The 19,421-nt window shown below is 50.9% G+C and carries 16 protein-coding genes; 8 read left to right on the top strand and 8 right to left on the bottom strand.

Annotation, left to right across the window (positions count from 1 at the left end):
• Window positions 1-4: 4 nt before the first annotated feature.
• On the bottom strand, window positions 5-1,198 hold the full coding sequence (locus tag AB1656_11855; protein ID MEW6236074.1) for a polysaccharide deacetylase family protein: 1,194 nt from the start codon (window positions 1,196-1,198) through the stop codon (window positions 5-7).
• Between the two features lie 158 nt (window positions 1,199-1,356).
• Between AB1656_11855 and AB1656_11850 the strand changes: the two genes are divergently transcribed.
• Together AB1656_11850 and AB1656_11845 are read left to right on the top strand one after the other, a co-directional pair.
• Entirely contained in the window at window positions 1,357-2,397 is a 1,041-nt protein-coding gene (locus AB1656_11850; protein MEW6236073.1) for a phosphotriesterase, read from the top strand.
• A gap of 67 nt (window positions 2,398-2,464) precedes the next feature.
• Complete coding sequence (locus tag AB1656_11845; protein MEW6236072.1) at window positions 2,465-3,382, top strand: cation diffusion facilitator family transporter; 918 nt, start codon at window positions 2,465-2,467, stop codon at window positions 3,380-3,382.
• Window positions 3,383-3,470: 88 nt separating this feature from the next.
• On the opposite strand, the gene AB1656_11840 is transcribed toward AB1656_11845, so the two are convergent.
• On the bottom strand, window positions 3,471-5,159 hold the full coding sequence (locus tag AB1656_11840; protein MEW6236071.1) for a hypothetical protein: 1,689 nt from the start codon (window positions 5,157-5,159) through the stop codon (window positions 3,471-3,473).
• 98 nt (window positions 5,160-5,257) lie between these two features.
• Here AB1656_11840 and AB1656_11835 point away from each other — a divergent pair, with 98 nt between their 5' ends.
• The 3 genes from AB1656_11835 to AB1656_11825 all read left to right on the top strand — a co-directional run bounded on the left by AB1656_11835 (window position 5,258) and on the right by AB1656_11825 (window position 8,418).
• Window positions 5,258-6,457 (top strand): glycosyltransferase family 4 protein, encoded by a 1,200-nt coding sequence (locus AB1656_11835; GenBank protein MEW6236070.1) that lies wholly within the window; start codon window positions 5,258-5,260, stop codon window positions 6,455-6,457.
• A gap of 88 nt (window positions 6,458-6,545) precedes the next feature.
• A complete protein-coding gene (locus AB1656_11830; protein ID MEW6236069.1) occupies window positions 6,546-7,613 on the top strand; it encodes a hypothetical protein in 1,068 nt (355 codons plus the stop codon).
• 190 nt (window positions 7,614-7,803) lie between these two features.
• Window positions 7,804-8,418 carry an isochorismatase family protein gene (locus AB1656_11825; GenBank protein MEW6236068.1) on the top strand — a complete coding sequence of 205 codons (615 nt, stop codon included), beginning with the start codon at window positions 7,804-7,806 and terminating at the stop codon, window positions 8,416-8,418.
• Between the two features lie 86 nt (window positions 8,419-8,504).
• Here AB1656_11825 and AB1656_11820 read toward each other — a convergent pair whose 3' ends face one another.
• From AB1656_11820 to AB1656_11810, 3 genes are all read right to left on the bottom strand, one after another.
• Entirely contained in the window at window positions 8,505-8,873 is a 369-nt protein-coding gene (locus AB1656_11820; GenBank protein ID MEW6236067.1) for a response regulator, read from the bottom strand.
• 301 nt (window positions 8,874-9,174) lie between these two features.
• The gene (locus AB1656_11815) at window positions 9,175-9,789 is read right to left on the bottom strand and encodes a dCMP deaminase family protein (protein ID MEW6236066.1); all 615 of its coding nucleotides are present in this window, start codon (window positions 9,787-9,789) and stop codon (window positions 9,175-9,177) included.
• Window positions 9,790-10,139: 350 nt separating this feature from the next.
• A complete protein-coding gene (locus tag AB1656_11810; GenBank protein MEW6236065.1) occupies window positions 10,140-11,018 on the bottom strand; it encodes a TIM barrel protein in 879 nt (292 codons plus the stop codon).
• 368 nt (window positions 11,019-11,386) lie between these two features.
• On the opposite strand from AB1656_11810, the gene AB1656_11805 reads away from it, so the two are divergent.
• From AB1656_11805 to AB1656_11795, 3 genes are all read left to right on the top strand, one after another.
• The gene (locus tag AB1656_11805) at window positions 11,387-12,781 is read left to right on the top strand and encodes a porin (protein MEW6236064.1); all 1,395 of its coding nucleotides are present in this window, start codon (window positions 11,387-11,389) and stop codon (window positions 12,779-12,781) included.
• 61 nt (window positions 12,782-12,842) lie between these two features.
• Window positions 12,843-13,439 (top strand): cache domain-containing protein, encoded by a 597-nt coding sequence (locus tag AB1656_11800; GenBank protein MEW6236063.1) that lies wholly within the window; start codon window positions 12,843-12,845, stop codon window positions 13,437-13,439.
• A gap of 109 nt (window positions 13,440-13,548) precedes the next feature.
• A complete protein-coding gene (locus tag AB1656_11795; protein MEW6236062.1) occupies window positions 13,549-15,102 on the top strand; it encodes a methyl-accepting chemotaxis protein in 1,554 nt (517 codons plus the stop codon).
• An 87-nt stretch (window positions 15,103-15,189) separates the two neighbouring features.
• On the opposite strand, the gene AB1656_11790 is transcribed toward AB1656_11795, so the two are convergent.
• The 3 genes from AB1656_11790 to AB1656_11780 form a co-directional block, all read right to left on the bottom strand.
• Window positions 15,190-16,125, bottom strand: a complete 936-nt coding sequence (locus AB1656_11790; GenBank protein ID MEW6236061.1) for a glycosyltransferase family 2 protein — start codon at window positions 16,123-16,125, stop codon at window positions 15,190-15,192.
• Entirely contained in the window at window positions 16,122-17,324 is a 1,203-nt protein-coding gene (locus tag AB1656_11785; protein MEW6236060.1) for a glycosyltransferase family 39 protein, read from the bottom strand. The genes AB1656_11790 and AB1656_11785 overlap by 4 nt, the downstream gene beginning before the upstream one ends.
• A gap of 93 nt (window positions 17,325-17,417) precedes the next feature.
• Window positions 17,418-19,115, bottom strand: a complete 1,698-nt coding sequence (locus AB1656_11780; GenBank protein MEW6236059.1) for a carbamoyltransferase — start codon at window positions 19,113-19,115, stop codon at window positions 17,418-17,420.
• Window positions 19,116-19,421: the final 306 nt, after the last annotated feature.

The raw sequence follows: 19,421 nt of genomic DNA, 5'->3' as shown, positions 1-19,421 counted from the left end.
GATTTCAATTCGTTCTTTCCAATTTTAATGCGTCGACGATAAGCGCGCCGTATTCTGCGCTTGAGTTGAAAATCTTTAGCGTATAAGGTCCCGCCTCCAACGTTAGAAACGTTAACGGCGTCCATCCATTCGTTTTTCTTTGTTGAATGAATCCATTGGCGATGACGTTCTGTTTGCGATTGGATATCGTCCAGCTAATTCCTTTCAAGGAGGAAGCATCCAGAGAGGGAGTCCAGAGAGATAAAGCGAATTTTCCTTTCGTCAAAATGGAAAAAATTTTCGACCAAGAAGCCCGGTTGTCCTGCGCTGATGCATACGTTATTCCATATTGTCCGAGAGTATACCCAGGCGGCGCCGAGTCGTAACGGACAACGGTCCAATGTCCGTCGAACCGGCCTTCCGGCTCGTCGAAGACGGAGAGGTTGCGGCGGATGCGGCTTAAATCCAAACCGATTTTGCGGCAGACGAGGTTTTGGTCGAACAATTGGCAAATCATATTGCGCGGGATGGCGAAAAGGCCGCTTCCCCGAGTTATCTGCATTGCTGGTCCCGACGTGAATCCAGCGGCGTAACCATTCACGATCGCCTGCTGTTGAACATACTCATTATATGCGCCGTAAGGATAGGCAAGGTAAATCTCATTTAGAAATCCAAAATAGCGCAGGCGATCCAATGGACGCAGCAATTCCCATTGCAGCGCCTCGGCGTTCAAAGCCGTCAAATCGGGATGGGAGGCGGAGTGGGAGTGAATCTCCCACACGCCGGAGTCGGCCATCCATCGCAAATCTTCCCAATTGCAACGGCGCGGACGTCCCTGATCCGTCCCGTTGGTATGAACGAACTCGGCGGCCTTCATTCCGTATTGCCAAAGAAGAGGATGCGCGAAATCCCGGTTTCCCGCCCAGCCGTCGTCGAACGTCATCAATAGCAATTCTTTGGGAAACGGCCCGCCGCGGCGAACGCGCTGCACGGCTTCGCTGACGGGAATCGTCTTTTTGCCGCCGAGATAAATCATCTGCAATACGTCGCGGAAATAATCGGGCGAGACGGAGCAGCCGTCGAGGTTGTCTGGCGATACGTCATGAAAGACGAGGGAATATATTCCCTCTTTCTCCAACGCATTGACGGGACTGGCGTCGATGAATAGAAAGACGAACCCCGCCGCGGCGAAAATCGGAATCGCGAATGGATTCCTCATCGCTCTTTCCTCCCCAGGAAAATGGATCGACGTTAATACGCCATATCATACTCTAGTTTTTATGAAAGAGTCTCGTTCCCCAATTCCGCCATTCTGCTTTTCCTTTTTCCGCAAAATAAAGTATGCTATGGCGAAAAAAACGGAAAGGATTCATGCCGATGGATAGACGACGCTTTTGTCAAACGATGGCGGCTTCCGCTGCGGCGGGAGTCATTCGTCCCTCAACCGTCCTATCGCAAGATGACGCCGGAAAAATCATGACGGTCAGCGGCCCCATCGCGCCGGAGAGTCTTGGCGTTACGCTGCCTCACGAGCATGTCTTGGTCGATTTCATCGGCGCCGATCGAGTCAGCCGGGACCGCTATGATGCAGACGAAGCGTTCACGGTCATCCTGCCTTACTTGAAAGCGGTTCGCGAACTTGGCTGCCAGTCGATGGTCGAATGCACCCCTGCTTATATCGGGCGCGATCCAATATTGTTGAAGCGGCTCTCCGCAGCCAGCGGCATGAATCTGTTGACCAATACGGGATACTACGGCGCCGCCGGAGATAAGTATCTTCCCCCTCACGCTTTCTCCGAGACGGTGGATCAGTTGGCGGCGCGCTGGATTAATGAATGGAAGGAAGGCATCGAGGGGACGGACATCCGGCCAGGCTTTATCAAAACTGGAGTCGATTACGGGTCCCTCTCCGAAATCGACCGCAAGTTGATTCGCGCAGCGGCGCGCACTCATCTGGCGACCGGCTTAGTGATCGCCGCGCATACGGGCGGCGGCGGGGCGTTCAAGGACGAATTGGCCGTCCTCGCCGAAGAGGGCGTTGCCGGAGAAGCTTTTATCTGGGTCCACGCGCAAAACGAAAGCGATCCCAACCTCCATGCGCAAGCGGCGGAGCAAGGAGCATGGGTTTCGTTCGATGGCGTGAGTTCCCAATCGGTTTCGAGTTATGTTGCAAAGCTTCGGGAAATGAAACGGAGGAATTTATTGCATAAAACGATGCTCTCTCACGATGCAGGATGGTATAACGTGGGCGAACCGAAGGGAGGCCAATTCCGTTCGTATGATGTTCTCTTCACCGAATTGATCCCCGCCTTGAAGAAAGCGGATTTTGCCGATGAGGATATTCGTCAAATCGCCGTGGAGAATCCCCGGCAGGCGTTTACGATCGCAGTAAAAGCGGTGAAAAATTCAATTCGTTAAAGAAAGGAAATCCATGGTTTTTCGAAAATCCAGCTGCGTCGACGAATGATTCTTTGGAATGAAGGCAATGAACATCGATAATTCAAAAGGGAAGGTTTCGGAAGAGTTGCGTACCCAGCAAGTGCGCCATGTTACGATCTGGGGGATGTTCGTCAATATCGCCCTATCGGGTATCAAATTCGTATGCGGATGGATCGGGCATAGCCAGGCGGTCATCGCCGACGCCATTCACAGCTTATCCGATCTGGCTACCGACATCGCGGTGTTGATCGGCTCGCGCTACTGGTCGCTGCCCGCCGACGCCGAACATCCGCACGGTCACGGACGGATCGAAACCGTCGTTACGGCGCTATTGGGATTCGTACTGTTGGCCGTCGGCGTGGGGATCGGCTGGAACGCAATTGTTACGCTGCAACAACGCCATGAGGCGAACTTGGAAGCGCCGAAATGGATCGCCTTCTGGGCGGCGGTTCTTTCCATTGTCAGCAAGGAATTGCTCTATCACTGGACGGTAAAAGTGGGACACTCCATCAAGTCGCAGGCCGTTATTGCCAACGCTTGGCATCATCGGTCGGACGGATTCAGTTCCATTCCGGCAGCCATTTCCGTGGCAGGCGCGGCGATCAGTCCCGATTGGATTTTCTTGGATCATATCGGCGCGCTGATCGTCTGTCTTTTTATTCTGCAAGCGGCGTGGAGCATCATGGCTCCCGCTTTCAATCAACTCATCGACGCCGGCGCATCCGCCAAGGAGATCGAACAGATTGAAACGACGGCTTTGACGGTATCCGGCGTCAAATCCGTCCACGCCATCCGCACCCGCTCCATCGGTTCGGGCACGGCGCTCGATCTTCATATTCAAGTGGATGGAAGTCTCACTGTTCAAAAAGGCCATGAAATTTCCGGCATCGTGAAAAAACAACTTTTAATTAAATGCCCAGATGTCGTCGATGTCATCATCCATATCGAGCCGTATCGGGAATGATGAATGTTGAGTGATGATTGATGAATTGTGAAAGATAGGCTTAAGACGAAAAGAATCTCGACATTTCAAGAATCGATGCTTATTGGAATTATTGATCCTCGATCGAAAAAACGCTTTCGCTGTCGCTGTGGGCGTATCGCTCAATGATCGTAATTTCGCGTTGGCGATTGAGTTTCTCCAATTCTTTGTCATTCAATATATATCCCCGTACATCCAATTCCTGCGGCTGGAAATAGCGGGATTGCGGAACGTACCGCGCCGGAAATTCGTCTCCGATTTGCAGGCCGTTTATTGTATGGCTTCCTTCCAGTTGGATGCGCGTAACAACATCAATCCCATTATCCAATAACTTGATGGTGCGTTCGAAACGAACTGGCGCCGGATTTTGGCCGGTCATTAGGAGGCGCCGGATTCCTCCTTTCAAAAAATAAGCCGATTTTTCATGCCAGCCGAGACAAATCATCGCCAGCCGGAAAAGGATGAATTTAAATGGAGTAAACGTTTTGGATGGAATCCAATGGCATCGTCCTTGGATGCGAATCGCTTGGCCATCATTTTCGATAGTGCGTTCTTCATCGATCCATTGGCTGGTGAAGATTTTTCCATTGGATAGCCTTCCGATCAATCCGCAATTGTTGACGCGCAAACGACCTTCCGGCAGTTGGAAATATTTTACTACTCCTCCCTTGGCGGCGTTGACGAGCGTGTAGGAATCTTTTCTCTTATCCACGGCGATCTTCGCGCCGGGAAAGCAGCGCCGAAAATCCTCGCGCTCGTAGGGCAACGGAGGCGTCTTTTCCGGACGCGGGCCGTAGTCGGCATACGCAAGCAGAAATTCCGGGATGCGGTAGACGAAATAGCGCTCTTCCTGAATTTCCGGCGGAACCAGTGCGCCGTTCTGCAAACCCATCAGCATCTTGTCCGCCACAGCGGCGGCGAGAGGAATTTCCCCCGCCAGCAATTCATAACCATGAGGATAAAAATGCAGCGTCTGGCGGCTGCCCGCCGAGCCACCGTAATGGCCGTTGGGATAAACGAAATAACTGCTGAATTCCACACACATCTGGAAGAAGGGATCGAAGCGTTCGTCTTGATAATTCTTAGCCAGCTTGGCCATGAAACTTATGGTGGCGGAAAGATAGCCGGGATCGGCGCCGTCGTATTCCAGGCACCAGCCCTCTTCATGGCAATAGGAAAAAAAGATATCCAATTTCTTATGGAATGCGTCCTCGATCTTTTTGTCGTTAGTAAGCAAGAACGCTTCGTACATAGGAAGAATCGCCATGGCATGATGATTGGCCAGAACGCCGGATTCGTCCGTCCCCGCAAGAAAAAGCCCGGCGCGGTGGACGGTTTTTAGAAAGCGCTCCTTCAAGTCCGGCGGGAAGAAGTCTTTTATCCGGCGATACGAATCGCACATGGCGTAAAGCAGAAATCCCGTCGGCCCCGCCCAGCCGCGCTCGTTGGGATAGAATTCGTCGAAGGAGCCATCCTTGTGCTGAATCTTCGTCCAATAGTCCACGCCCGCCAGCGTCCATTCCAATATTTTGGGATGCTGATAATAAGAATTGTCCGGCATTTTCACGGCGTAGGCCAAGGCGAGAGCGTGCGTTCCGAATTGAGCGATAGACGATGGAAAGTCCGTGCTGCGGCAAAGCCAAAACTCGCGGTTCATACAGCCGTAGGTATGGGAAAAGCGGCTGCGGTCTTGAGAAGAGAGCAGACGCGGAATTTGGCTCAGCGCCTTTTGCGCGTATACGTTTCGCAAATCGTTCATAAGCGAATCGTCTCCTGGACGGCGATTAAGAAGAATGATTTTATAATACAATCGGGCGGTGCGGCGATAGAGAGGGCTGGTTTGTTGATGAGCAGATAATGAAAATTCTTTTTCTCAATCATAACTTGATATGGAGGGGAACTTTCTTCCGCTGTCTCGGCTTCGCGAGGGAATTGGTTCGCCAGGGCGATGAAGTATATCTATGGACGACGGCGCGGGAAATCGACGCGGGGGGAAGCCGTTTTTCCATCGACGGCGTCAAGGTCTGGCAAACGCCGCGCTGGCGGCCGGTGAGCGGCCATGACGGCGGATACGCCCTTGTGGACAACCTCGCCCGTCTGATCCGGGCTTCATGGAACTCATGGGACGTTATTCACGCCTTCGATCATCGCCCGAACGTTCTTCTTCCCTGGCTATGGATGCGGGCGCGCCGCCGAATCGCGCCGAGAGACCGCCGGACGCTCTTCGTCAGCGATTGGTGCGATTGGTGGGCGGGAGGCGGGATCACGACCGCCCGCCGCCGTTTTGCCTTCATCGACCGCTGGGAGCAAAAGATTGAGGAGGGAAGCAAGCGCATCTCCGACGGCGTGACGGTCATCAGTTCCGCCCTTCATGAACGGGCGCTGCGTGCGGGAGTCGAACCAAACCGGCTCTTAACGCTGCCCTCCGGCGTGGCGATCGAACGCTTTCCCGCCATGGATCGGGATGAGTGCCGAAAACAGCTTGGCTTGCCTTTGCTGGCGCCGATTTTGGGATTCGTCGGCTTTTCCTTGTGGGACATGGGACTATTGGCGGAAGCCTTCAGCCACATTAAAAAAGAAATCCCCGAAGCGGTTTTATTAGTCGTCGGCGGCGGTGTGGAGGAGAAGGAGAAAGAAATATTCCGCCAGCGTTTCCAAACCGGCCAAGATGTTTTTCTTCCGGGCGCTGTTCCCTTTGAGGAAATTCCCTGCTATCTAGGGGCCTGCGATGTACAACTTTTGCCGCTTGAGAACAATCTTGCCAACCAGGCGCGGATTCCCAATAAACTCTTCGATTATTACGCTTCCGGAAGGCCGGTGGCTGCGTCCGATGTTGGCGACGCCGCCGCTTATATCCGTGAGCATCAGACTGGATTGGCGGGAGGAACGGACGCTCTCTCCTTGGCGGAAAGCGCCATAAACTTATTGAGAAATCCGATTTTTGCCGGGGAATGCGGGGATAGGGCGCGCATCATGGCGGAGAAAAAATTTGCTTTTTCCGCCTTGACAAGCGTTCTGTCGTCTTTCTATAACGGATTAATGAATGCTATGATATAAAAGCGTTTGAAGGGATTGATGTTATGTTGATCTTATGACTAATTGGGAATAGCGGCTTCAAATCAGGTTTGTTCGGAGGATTTTCATAATGCCCAAAAAGAAATCCTTATGGAAGCGCGATACGAAATGTTTGACCTGCGAAGGTCCTATGTTCAATTATCAATTCATCACCAAAAGCCAAACGATCGTGATGGATGAATGGATGGTAGCCCACACGCAGCCCGTCGGGGAATACGACGAATATCCAGACGTTTTGAAAACCACGATTTGTCCTACTTGTTTCACCGCTTCCAACGAATACAGCTTCGGCGTCGACAAATACACCATGTTTTTCCGCAGTCCTTCCAAACATAACCAAATCAAAGAATTCTTCAACAAAACCACTCGCGAGCGCTTCCAGGTTCTCGTCGATGCGTATAGCCGCTTTGAGAAAGAAAGCGCCATGCTCGACAAGAAAAACAACCGTCCCGCCAACACGCGCACCAAAGCCACTTTCGAAAAAATCTGGCAAAATAAGGAAAAGTTCGGCCTCCAGTTTTTCACATTGATGTTTGCGGAGCCGCGCGATTATATTACGGCTATAGCCTGTTTCGCCGTGGATCGCTACTGCCAGCTGTTACGCATCGCCTACAATTACGATGTGGAACCTGCCCATTGGGATTACGTAACTCTGAAAAATGCCGTGGAAATGGAATTCAGCGAAAAAACCTTGGATATGAAATCCCCCGAACCGCGCTTTTATTTTATCGGCGCCAATTATCTTCAAACCATCCAGTTCCTGCAGGAACTGATGAAAACATTGGAAGATGAGAATGAGGAGCGGTATAAGGATCTTATCGAGGAATATTGGAACGAAGCCTATAATTACATGAAAATGAGCTTCCGCAACGACGACCTCAGCGCCATCCCCAGCGAGTTGAAAGACGGCGGCATGAATCTGCTGATGGCGAAATTCCATTACCGCTTCAAAGACGATGAATCGGGCGATAAATGCCTTCGTTACGCCCGCAACTACGCCGATAACCGCTTGAAGCAAATTTCCAGCACCAACCAACAAAACTTTGTCAATGAAGTAGACGCCTTATGGAAAGAACGCTTCCCGCCGAAAGAAGAAGAGGAAGCGGCGGAAGATCCCAAGAAAAAGAAGAAAAAGTAACGGAATTTTCGAATTAGCGGCGAGGGGGAATAATCGATCGCCGATTATTGAGAATCGAAGCATGCCTTCCGTTCGTAAATCGCCCGCCGAACGAAACCACTCGTCATAGAATCCGCCGGAGGCGGAATCGTTTCCCTTTGCATTCGATAAAAAGACTAAAGTTAGAAGAATAAGCGCTTGGAGGTTTACTATGAATGCGCAAACGGCAAGTTCCCCAAAAACGGCTTCGGCGTCCAGCCGCGCCAAATTCAAAAAACATGAAAGCATTCTGCGGCGGGAGGACGCGGTTTTGCTCGTCATCGACTGCCAAAAGAAACTCGTCGATATCATGGAACATCGCGTTACCCTTGTCGCTGAAATCGTTCGCTTGATGGAAGGCGCTAAGATGCTTGGCGTTCCCATCATCGCCGCCGCGCAATATCCGCAAGGCTTAGGGCCTATCGTGGAGGATATCGCCAAGGAGATCGATCCCGCCATGACCGCCGAAAAAATGACGTTCAGTTGCTGCGGAAACGCCGATTTTTGGAAACTCCTGCGCAAGACCAAGCGCAAACAGGTCATCGCGACGGGAGTCGAAACTCACGTCTGCGTCATGCAAACGGTTCTCGATCTTCTCGCCAACGGCTACCAAGCGCAAATACCTGTCCTGGCGACATGCTCCCGCAGCGACTTCAACCGCGATCTCGCTTTCGAACGTATGCAAAACGCGGGCGCAATCCTGACCGATACGGAGGCGGTATTGTTCGAATTACTGAAGGAAGCCGGGACGGATGAATTCAAGGCCGTGAAAAAATTGATCATATAAAAATTGGTTTGAAGAGAAGGAAAATAAAACATCCCCTGGTTAGTTCTCCGGGGGACGTTGTTTTTTTATCGAATAAAGTTGATTTTTCAGGCCATAGATGGCGCCAAGTGAAAGCGGCTGCGAATTAGATTTTGCAATCCTTTGATATCCAAAGGCTTCATGAAAAGGCTGATGGATTTTTTCAACTCCTCGCTGATGATCTTGGCTACCGGAACCGAGGAGACTAGCACCAGCGAATGATCGGGTACCTTGCTGTGAAGATGATCGGCCACAGCGATGCCTTCCATATCCGGAAAGCCTACATCGAGAAGCACTAGATCGAAATGATCCCTCTCGGCGCTGGCCTGCGCTTCGTCGGCGTCTTCCGCAAAGGTGATTTCCGCTTCATACGGGGAGAAGATTACCTCGTATAGTTTGCGGATATCTTCGTTTCTTTCATTGATGAGGACTTTCATGATCCACCTTGCCTTTTTTCTTACTTAAATTAGTAAGTATCATGCCATTATGAGGCGCAGGCTTTCGATATGGCATATAACATATTCATCAATATGGATTTACTATTACCCTCTCTTCACTGACTGATGCGCTCTTGTGAAAAAAATGCGCTATTATGACCTACTTCTCTAGGCAAAAATTCACCGTTATCACTATGGTTATCGGCAAATAAAACCATTCTCTGAAATTTTTTTTTGAAAAGAGGGGATTATCTTCAATGCGCCGCTCGCACGAAGCGCAGCGGTAAGAGGAAGGAATTTCTCAAGAATAGTGATCGTGCCGCCGTTTGGATGTGATATCCGAAAGGAATTGGATGGCGGTTCTTTGGCCTTGATCCGTTATTTTCAGTTGCTTCACAGAAATGATATTTTTGTATTGGGCGTAGTAATCCAGCAGGAATTTGTCGCCCCCATTATTATTGAAATCGTAAATATGTTCGAAGAAGACTTCTTTGATTCCGGCGCTGATGACTACTTTGAAACAGTTAATGCAAGGCGAGAGGGTGCAGTAGAGCGTTCCCCCTTCGATGCTGATGCCCTTGCGGGCGGCATGAGCGATGGCGTTCATTTCGGCGTGGATGGCGCGCGACAATTCGCGAGGTTCGATGCCGGGGACGTGATTTTCCGGCTGCCGCCAAAAGCATTTCTTCTCGTCCGTGCAATGCCAGGTTCCTGGCGGCGCTCCGTTGTAGCCCGTCGCTAGAAGGCGCCGGTCCCGAACGATGACGGCGCCGACGGGACGCGAGTAGCAGGTCGAACGCGTAGCTGCTAGTTTCGCCATCATCATGAAATACTCGTCCCAGGAAGGCCGCCCCACGCTCAAGGCTTGGGACAGTTCGGAAAATTCTTGGTGAAGTTTGTTGATTGTTTCTTCCATACCCGGCGCTCCGGCGGAGTTAAAACTGGGGGGAACGGCAAGCCGTTCCCCCGGCAGATTATCTACATGAGGCTCATGCAAAATTAATGAAATCCGTCTTTAAATTCTCCCCCCAAGCTTGGGGGGAGTTAGAGGGGGGTTGATTTTAATGGACTTACGTTAACCCCTCCTAACCTCCCCCAAGCATGGGGGAGGAATAAAAGAATTTTGCAAGAGGTTCTACATAATTTGCGAAAAAGAACAAAGGCAGGCTTCGCCTTGCCTTTGCCGTCCAACCGTACCATAACTCTTGATGGGTCAAAAAACGCGACCCATCCTACTTTTATGAACACTGACCACGGCTTTTCTATTTATACGTCGCACAGTCTGATTGCCGCCGCCAGCGAGTCCAATCCGTTTTTGGGGATGAATTCATGCGCGACATATCCCTTGTATCCCGTTTCTACAATGGCTTTCATGATGGGGGGATAAAAAAGTTCCTGCGTATCGTCGATATCCAGCCGTCCCGGATTGCCACCGGTGTGGAAATGGCCGAGGTATGGCGAGTACTTTTTGATAGTGCGGATGATATCGCCTTCCATGATCTGCATGTGGTAAATGTCGTAAAGGAGTTTGAAATTGGGCGAATTGACCCGCTTGCATAATTCCACGCCCCATTCCGTATGATCGCACATGTAATCCTTGTGATCGACCTTGCTGTTGAGCAGTTCCATGCAGATGATCACGCCCTTGTCTTCGGCGATCTTGACGGCTTCTTTCAAACCCAGGGCGCAATTCTCCCATCCTTCTTCGTCGCTCATGCCCCGCCGGTTGCCGGAAAAAGTGATTACGTTGGGGACTTTATTTTCCGCAGCGCGCGGGATATTCGTTTTGAATTCTTCAAGGCATTTGGCGTGATTGTCCTTGACGTTCAAGGCGTTGGGGATATTACCCGCGCCCGGCGTCATGGTGGGAACCAGCCCGTATTTTTGAGCCGTGGGCCATTCCTTGTAATCGATCAGGTCGATGCCGGCCAGGCCTAATTCGGCGCAGCGTTTGGCGAATTCGTCGTAGGAATTCTGTTGGATGAATTTGTCGAAGCACCATTTGGAAACCGACTGCTTGATGTTTTCTTTCAATTTGCCGCTGGTTTCACTGGCAAGCGCTTGGGGAGAGCCTGCGGCGGCCCCTAAAACGCCCGTAGTCAAAGCGCCCAGCGCCGAACGGCGAGAAATCGTAGATTCCTGCATGATTGAATCCTCCCTTTCTGGATGTGCATCATTATAAATTAGCGGCGGCAAATCCGTATAGACGCATCATAATCGAAATAGGATTTTTTTCCAAAGAATTCCTTCTATGCGCATTCTGTTATTCGAGCGGGGAATATGAATCGGCTTACGGGATTTGTAACGCGCCCTGTTACTGCGATTAACCTTTTCAGATACAACGAACGATTTGTTTCGCGATGGCTAACCTACCCGTTGGATGTTTCCTTATCCGTAATTTATTGAAAATAAAGAATTTAAATCCATATTGGAAATAGTTATATCTCTGGCATATAAATTGATAATGCGAAGGACTGTTTTGTTATATTTATTTAAAGAAAGGAAGAATGGGAATGAGTAGAGCAAGATGGATATTGGCAGTATGCCTGGTTTTGTGGGGAAGCTCTGCGCCGATGTTTGCAGCGGAGGCGCAAGAACCTACGGAAAGAGAATTGAAATTGGAGAAAATGGTGCAAGATCTGCTGCAACGGGTAGACGATCTGGAAAAGAAACTGGAGGAGGGAAAATCGGAAACGGCGGTGATCAAGGAGACCGTCGAGAAAAGCGTAGAGGAGAAAAAAGGGAAACCTACGGATGCGAAAGGTTATTGGAAAGGCGGCTTGAATTTCGAATCGGCGGACGGCGCGCATAAGCTTAAAATCGGAGGACGAGTGCAAAGCGATTGGTACGCCGGCTCGGTCGATAATGGTGATTTTCAGGACGGTACGACATTCCGCCGGGTTTGGCTGAAAATCTTGGGTAAGGTATACGACGATTTCGATTTCAAATTGCAATATGGACTAGAAAACGACGGCGTAACGAGATGGAAAGATCTGTATTTCGATTATACGGGATTGGATTTTACTCAAATTCGCTTCGGTTATTATAAGGAACCTTTCAGTATGGAAGAACTGATGTTTAACGGCGATCTCACCTTTTTGGAAAGAGCGCCGCTCAACGCTTTAGTCTCTCCCAGCCGCAGCACCGGCATTATGTTTCATAATGGAGTTTTGGATAACCGTATGACGTGGGAAGCCGGAGTTTTCAAGCGGACCAACGCTTTCGGCAACGGATGGGAAAGCGATGGATCGGCGGGCGATTGGGATATAACCGCTCGCCTAACCGGATTGCCATGGTACGAAGACAACGGCGAAAAGCTTCTTCACTTGGGAGCGGCTTATAGCCATAAGGAATGGGGAGGCGACGCCCTTCGTTATAATTCACGCGGAAGTTACTACAATACGGGCGCCAACACGACTCTGGTCGATACGGCGGGGATCAATGCGGACGCCGTCGATATGATCGGCGCAGAGTTGGCTATGGTATATGGTCCCTTTACGCTTTCGAGCGAGTACGTTCATTCGGAAGTGGATGCCGTGGCTGCCGATTCTCCTTCTTTCGATTCCTATTACGTCCAAGCGTCGTATTTCCTGACGGGCGAATCCCGTCCCTACAAGCTGGGCGAGGGAATGTGGACGCAAGTGAAGCCCAAAAACAACTTCAGCCTGAAGAACGGCGGCTGGGGCGCTTGGGAAGTCGCAGCGCGCTACACCAATTTGGATTTAAGCGATACGCCGGTTGCGACCGCGATAGGTGGAGATATGGACGATTACGCCCTCGCCTTGAACTGGTATCTCAATCCCTTCACCCGCGTTATGTGGGATTACGTCCATTCGGAAAGCGACGATACGGCGGGAGTGGATCAAGACGCGGATATCTTCATGATGAGGCTGCAACTCGATTTTTAAATCCATATGGATCATATAACGCTTGGGGATCATTATTAAGCCATAATAGGAGAATACGATCATGAAAAGAATGTTGGTTTTCATTGCCATGGGAGGCTTATTCGTTTTTGCCGGCTGGGCCTTCGCGGCGGAAAAAGAGGCGGAAAAGGCGCCGCAAAAAGTCATCGATTTCGGCGAGAAGGAACTGGTTAAATGGGGCTATGATCCCATTATCGTCAAAGCCGTGAAAGAAGAGAACGCCAAAAAGAAAACGTTGGAACAAGTGAAGGCGATGGACGAAAAGTGGACCAAGACGCCGGGCATCGCGGATTATATGAAGGCCATGATGGAATCGGAATGCAGTAAACACCTAATTACCAAACTGTTGAAAAGCCAACCGTTCTTCGACGAGATTTTCGTCATGGACAATCTAGGCGCCAACGTCGCCATGACGGACAAGACTTCCGATTATTGGCAGGGCGACGAAGACAAGTTCAAGAAGTCGTTCAACGAAGGAAAGGGCGGCATCGATATCGGCGACGTGAAATTTGACGACAGCACCCAGGCTTATCTCGTTCAAATCTCCGTGCCCGTGAAAGAAGTAGTGGATAAAGAGACGAAAAAAGAAATCGTGATCGGCGCGATTACAATTGGAATCAACATCGATAAATTCAAATGAGGGAATGCTCACGCCAATCGATCATGGCGCAGGGGCGTTAGCTTCGCCTCTGCGCCGTGATCTTCAAACTCGTTGAAAGAATTAATTAGCTTTAGAAGGGATTGCCGCCATGAAATGGTTTAGGGATTTATCGCTCGCTTTCAAATTGAATCTTGCTTTTTTCATCATGATTGTTCTTATCGGCGTTATTGGCATCGAGGGGTATTGGAGCCTAAAAGTACGGCAGCGAATTCTGAACGACGTTTTTACGACGAGAATTCCAAGTCTCGATTATTTGATCGAAGTCGATCGCGATCTCCAACAATTGCTGGTCGCCGAACGTTCCATGATTTTTTGCGATGCCGCGACGGATCAATTCAAGCAATTGGCCGCCGACTATAATGACAATTACAACCAGATGGAAGAACGTTGGCAAAAATACAAGGCTCTCTGCCAAAACGAGGAAGAACAAACTCTTTTCCCCCAGTTCGAAAAAAGCCGAGACGAGTGGAAAGCCATATCTCAACAAATTGTCGACGGCCGTTCGGCGGACACGCGCGAGGGGCGGCGCCTGGCGCTCGATCTATCTCTGGGGATAGCGCAAGAAAAATTCGAAGCGACGCGGGCTTACCTGGACCAGTTGCAACAAATCCTTCTGAAAATATCGCAAACCGATCATGAAACAGCCAATGCGTCGTATGGCCGGAACGTATTCGACTTTTTTTTCATTATGGTGATAGGCTTAATCGCCGGGATTCTTCTCTCCTATCTCATCAATAAAGGGATTACGAATCCCTTAGCGAAATGCATGAGAATGATCCAAGATTTGTCCGCCGGAAAATTGAATCAATCCCTTGATATCGATCAAAAAGACGAAATCGGCGTAATCGCCGGCGAATTGGCGCAAATGTCCGCATCGTTGCGGGAGATCATCCAAGGGATTCAACAATCCGCGGAACAAGTAGCCGCTAGTTCGGAACACCTATCCACTTCGTCGCAAAGCCTGGCTCAAGGAGCGACGGAACAAGCGTCCAATTTGGAGGAAGCCGCGAAAACGATCGATGACTTAATCAGAACCATCGGCAATAACTCGAAAAACGCCCGCCAGACCGAGGATGTATCGTCCAAAGCCGCCGTGGAAGCGGATCGAGGCGGCCAGGCGGTAATGGAAACGGTGGACGCCATGAAAACCATCGCCGATAAAATAACGATCATTAATGACATATCCGACCAGACCAATCTGCTGGCGCTCAACGCCGCCATTGAAGCCGCTCGCGCCGGAGAGATGGGCAAAGGCTTCGCCGTCGTCGCGGTCGAAGTTCGCAAACTCGCCGAACGCAGCCAGGTCGCCGCGAAAGAGATCGGCGAAATGGCCAAGAGCAGCGTCGTCAAAGCGGAAGAAGCGGGCGCTTTGATTCAGTCCGTCGTGCCCGATATTAAAAACGCTTCCGAGTTGGTGCGTCAAATCAGCGCCAACTGCAACGAACAGACGCAAAGCGGCGAACAACTTCGCACGGTCATTCATCAGCTCGAACAGGTTACGCGAGAGAATTCCTCCTCCAGCGAAGAATGCGCTTCTTCCAGCGAGGAATTGGCCGCGCAAGCGCAATCACTGCAGGAAATGGTAAGCCATTTCGATATCGGCGAAACGACGATGGACAAGAAAAGATTATTATTGTCCTGAAAAAGGGAAATCAACCGCTGATTCATCCTCAATTCCGATGCAAGAAAAATGCGCCGGGATTGAGGATGTTTTTTTCGCGGGAATCGATTATTGGGCGCTGCCGAATAGGCGGCGTTTCCATTGGGAAACGCGTAGAGCCAGAGAGGTTCCCAGCAGGGAATCGAGTACAAAAACCAACGTTCCTGGACGCTGCAGCGGATATTGCGAAAACCCTTTAAGGAAATAACGGAAGCCTTTGCCATAGCGGCGGTCGCGGAAGAATCCCGCCGCCAGCAGCATGTATTGCAGGGCAATGGCTCGCTGGCGGAAAAGGCGCCCGAATTGGGTCATGGGATGAAGGAAGCGTTGAATGATCGCCAGAGTGGGCGCTTCAACCCTTGACGTGGGCGGCATCGCTCCCATGTGGATATGGGCGAGCGGTTCTTTAACAATATCGAGGGTATACTTTTGCGCGAACCGCAGCAGCCAGTCCCAATCTTCCAGCCGTGTCAGCGTATCGTCGTACAATCCCACATCGTCATAGACTGAACGGCGGATCATAAGCGCCGTTCCGGGGCGTAGATCGCAGCCGAGAGCGATATGCTTGAGAAAGGGGCCTTCGATGCGCGGGCTATGGACGACAGTTCTTTCTTGCTGAGGGAAATGGTCGAAAGTCCAGGTGGAATTACCGCCGGTTTCAGGACAGCAGGCGTCGAGAGCGGCGGTTTGGAGTTCCAATTTTTGAGGCAGCCATTCGTCGTCGGAATCGAGAAAAGCGACATATTCGCCTCGCGCCGCTTTGATGCCGGTGTTGCGGGCGGCGGCGGCGCCGCGATTTTTTTCGTGGCGCAGGCAGCGAATGCGGGGATCGGCGCAGGATTGGATGGCTTTTATCGTTCCGTCGGCGGAGCCGTCGTCGACGGCGAGAATTTCGAAATCGGCGAAAGTTTGGCTTAGAACGCTGTTCAATGCGCGCAGAATCGTGCGTTCCCGGTTGTACGCGGGCAGGACGACGGAAACCTTGGGCGGTTGGGCGTTGTTCATGCGCGGGCCTTCGAGAGCTTCCATCTCTCATAGAGGAAAGAAAGAGCCGCGCCGCTGAAGATGCAAACAAGAGGCATGACGGCGTGGCTATAGCGGATGCAAGCGTAGGAGACGGCGTAAATGGCGTTGAAATAGGCGATCGTGAAAAAAGGAATGGCGGATTCGGGCGAACGGATTCCTAGAAGATAAGCTCCGTACAGCGCCGTCAAAAGATAGAATCCTTGCAAGGGAATCGTAAACCAAAGCATGGTTTCCGATGCGGGGACGAACCAGAAGCGGATAACTTTCTTCGCAAAGAGAAGCAGCGCCCCGCGCGGATTGGCGCGGATTTCGTCCATGCCGTCCTGGAATAGGCGATCGTTCAAACCTTTAGGCGTGAGTTTGAATTCGTAGATATAACGATCCAATTTCCGTTGCAATTGTTGCAGAAAAAATTCCCGCTGCGGGCCTTCTTCGCGTCCATCGATGGCTTGGCAATTGCCGACCCAAAATTCTTTTCCCCCGCGCGTGTCGAAGAGAAAATACTCCCCTGAAACAACGTAATTATAAACGCCCCATGCGAGAATAAAAGAGATTGCTGGCGTTAGATAACAAGCGATGACGAGTAAAGTTTTTTTCCCTCTGACGTATATCATCATGAAAGCGGCGTAGAGGACGGGAAGCAGGCGGCCCGCCGTATTGACAAATAGGAATAACGTCATCGCCATCGATAGCAAAAGGGCTTTGCGCGGGCTGGCGGCGCGCAGAAGGAAGAGTGCGCCGAGAACGCAGATGGCTAGAAGCGCCGCTTGCAGAATTTCGGTATTGACCATGCCCAGGCGATAGACGACGAGAGGATGGAGGGCATAGAGAAAGCCCGCGAAAAGAGCGCAGCGTTCGTTGAAGGCGCTTTTTGCGTAAATATAGATCATGGCGAGAGCGACGGCATCGACAAGAATATTCCAAAAGCGAACCAGAAGAATCCGATCAACCGGTAGTAGCGAAATGAAAGAGACGATCGCCGGATAAAAAGGTAAACGCTGGAAATATTTGTTCTCGAAAAGGTACTCGCCCCGGTGAAACTGCTCGCCCATTTCCATATAACCGTCTCCATCCACGAAGGCATAGAGCGAGGGATGGAAGTTTAGAACGCCGAAGATAAAAACCAGGCGCAGGAACAAAGCGAAGGCGAGAAGATAGAAGAAACGTTTTGACGTCATGATATCAATAGCAAATAGTGTAAATGCAGAGTCGGCATAAAGCGAAGCGCAACACGTCATAAATAACGCATCCTATTTTGCATCCGCTTGATTTCATGGCGTTTTCTCGAGCCAATAATCGCCGAGGGCGAGGACGTCGATGCCGGTGGAGAAGAAGCAGCGCAGCGCCTCCGCCGGAGTGTTGACGATGGGCTCGCCCATGATGTTGAACGAGGTGTTGAGCACGACGGGAACGCCGGTCCGTTTTTCGAACGCTTTGATCAGGTTGTAATACTTTTCGTTGTAATCTTTGGTGACGGTTTGCAGCCGCCCGGAACCGTCCACGTGAGTAACGGCGGGAATTTTGGAGCGCCATTCGGGAAGAACATCGTAGACGAAAAGCATATACGGGGCGGGATGGGAACAATCGAAAATCCGCCCCTGATCCTCTTCGGCGACGGAAGGAGCAAAGGGGCGGAAAGGTTCGCGGTGCTTGACCTCGCGGTTGAGGATTTCCTTCATTTCGGGAAACGTCGGATTGGCGAGGATGGAACGGTTGCCCAGCGCGCGCGGTCCGATTTCAGTGCGGCCTTGAAACCAGCCTACGATCTTGCGCTGGTTGAGGGCGTCCACCGCTTTTTCGATGATGTCGCTGGGATGAAACGAGTATTTCAATTTGGAATATTTCAATATTTTTAATATGTCGCCGTTGGAGAAACCCGGCCCCCAACTGGGATGGGTCAGGACGAAGCAGCGTTCTTTGCCTAAAACCTGATGGTAATGCCAATAGGCCGCGCCGATGGCGGTTCCGGCGTCGTGGGCGGCGGGATTGACGAACGCCTTTTCGAACAAACCTTCCTTAATGAGTTTTCCGTTGGTTACGCTGTTGAGCGCAATGCCGCCCGCCAGAACCAGGTTTTTCTCTCCCGTCCGATCGCGCAGATGAATGGCGATTTTGCGGACGGAATCTTCCAGTATTTCCTGTACGCCGCGGGCGACGTTTTCGTGGTTTTTAGAAAGCGGCTCGCCGGGTTTGCGAGGAGCGCCGAATACGTCCATGAACTTCTGCGAGTAAGTGATGCTTTGGCCGAGGTGGTATTGAAAATAATCCAAATCCAGTCGTATCTGGGGCGCCTGGCCGTTATGAACAACGCGGCGGAAGGCGTCGCGGTATGCATCCGGTTCGCCGTAAGGGGCAAGGCCCATGACCTTGCCTTCGTCGTAATTGGGCTTGAAGCCGACGAACTGGGTGACAGTTTCGTAGAGCGTTCCCAGGGAGTGGGGATAATAAGTCTCATCCAGGACGCGGATCGTACGGTCTTGGCCGTGCGCCAGCATGGTCGTCGCCCATTCGCCGGAACCGTCGATGGAAAGGATGGCCGCCGACTCGAAGGGGGAGACGAAAAAGGAACTGGCGGCGTGGCAAAGGTGATGTTCGGCGAAATGGATTTCGGGCAATTTTCCGTAGAAATGCTCCATTTTTTGCTGCCAGAGGAGGCGGCCTTTTTCTTTTTCAGCGAGATCGTAAATTTCCCGCAGCAAAAACCGGTTTCCGTTGGGGAAGTATTTTAGCCAATGAAGGATCTTTTTGGAAAAATGGAGACGGGGTATGGCGGAATAGACGATGACATCCAGATCGGTGAAAGTAAGGCCGGCTTCTTTCAGACAATAATCGATGGATTGGGCGGGAAAGACGGCGGTGTGCTTCTGCCGGTTCAGCCGTTCTTCTTCCACCATCGCGATCAGTTTGCCATCGCAAACAAGGGCGGCGGCGGAGTCATGGAAAATATAATTGACGCCGAGAATGCGCATAAATCGCTCCTAAATAGAATTTCGAAAAAAAATATTATAACGGTTCCTTCCTCAACAATAAATGAGGAGAGTCTGTCGGATCGATCATCAATGGAATTTTCGTTCAAAAGAAGAAAAACGGGAGCTTGATGGATCGATCAGGACATTTTTAATAACGAATGCATCAATGGATTATCCAGATTTTTTTTATTATTTAGGATTTCAAGTAAAAAAGAGATACTCTTTTAATAGGGTAATCCGATAATTGGTTAAAACGGCGGAATGAATCGAATACTTAGTAAATTGTCGCCGTTTTGTTTTTTGCCA

The sequence above is a fragment of the Candidatus Omnitrophota bacterium genome (genome assembly GCA_040755155.1).
Taxonomy (GTDB): domain Bacteria; phylum Hinthialibacterota; class Hinthialibacteria; order Hinthialibacterales; family Hinthialibacteraceae; genus JBFMBP01.
Note: the sequence above shows the minus strand (reverse complement) of the source record. Positions and strands in the feature narration are given on the sequence as shown.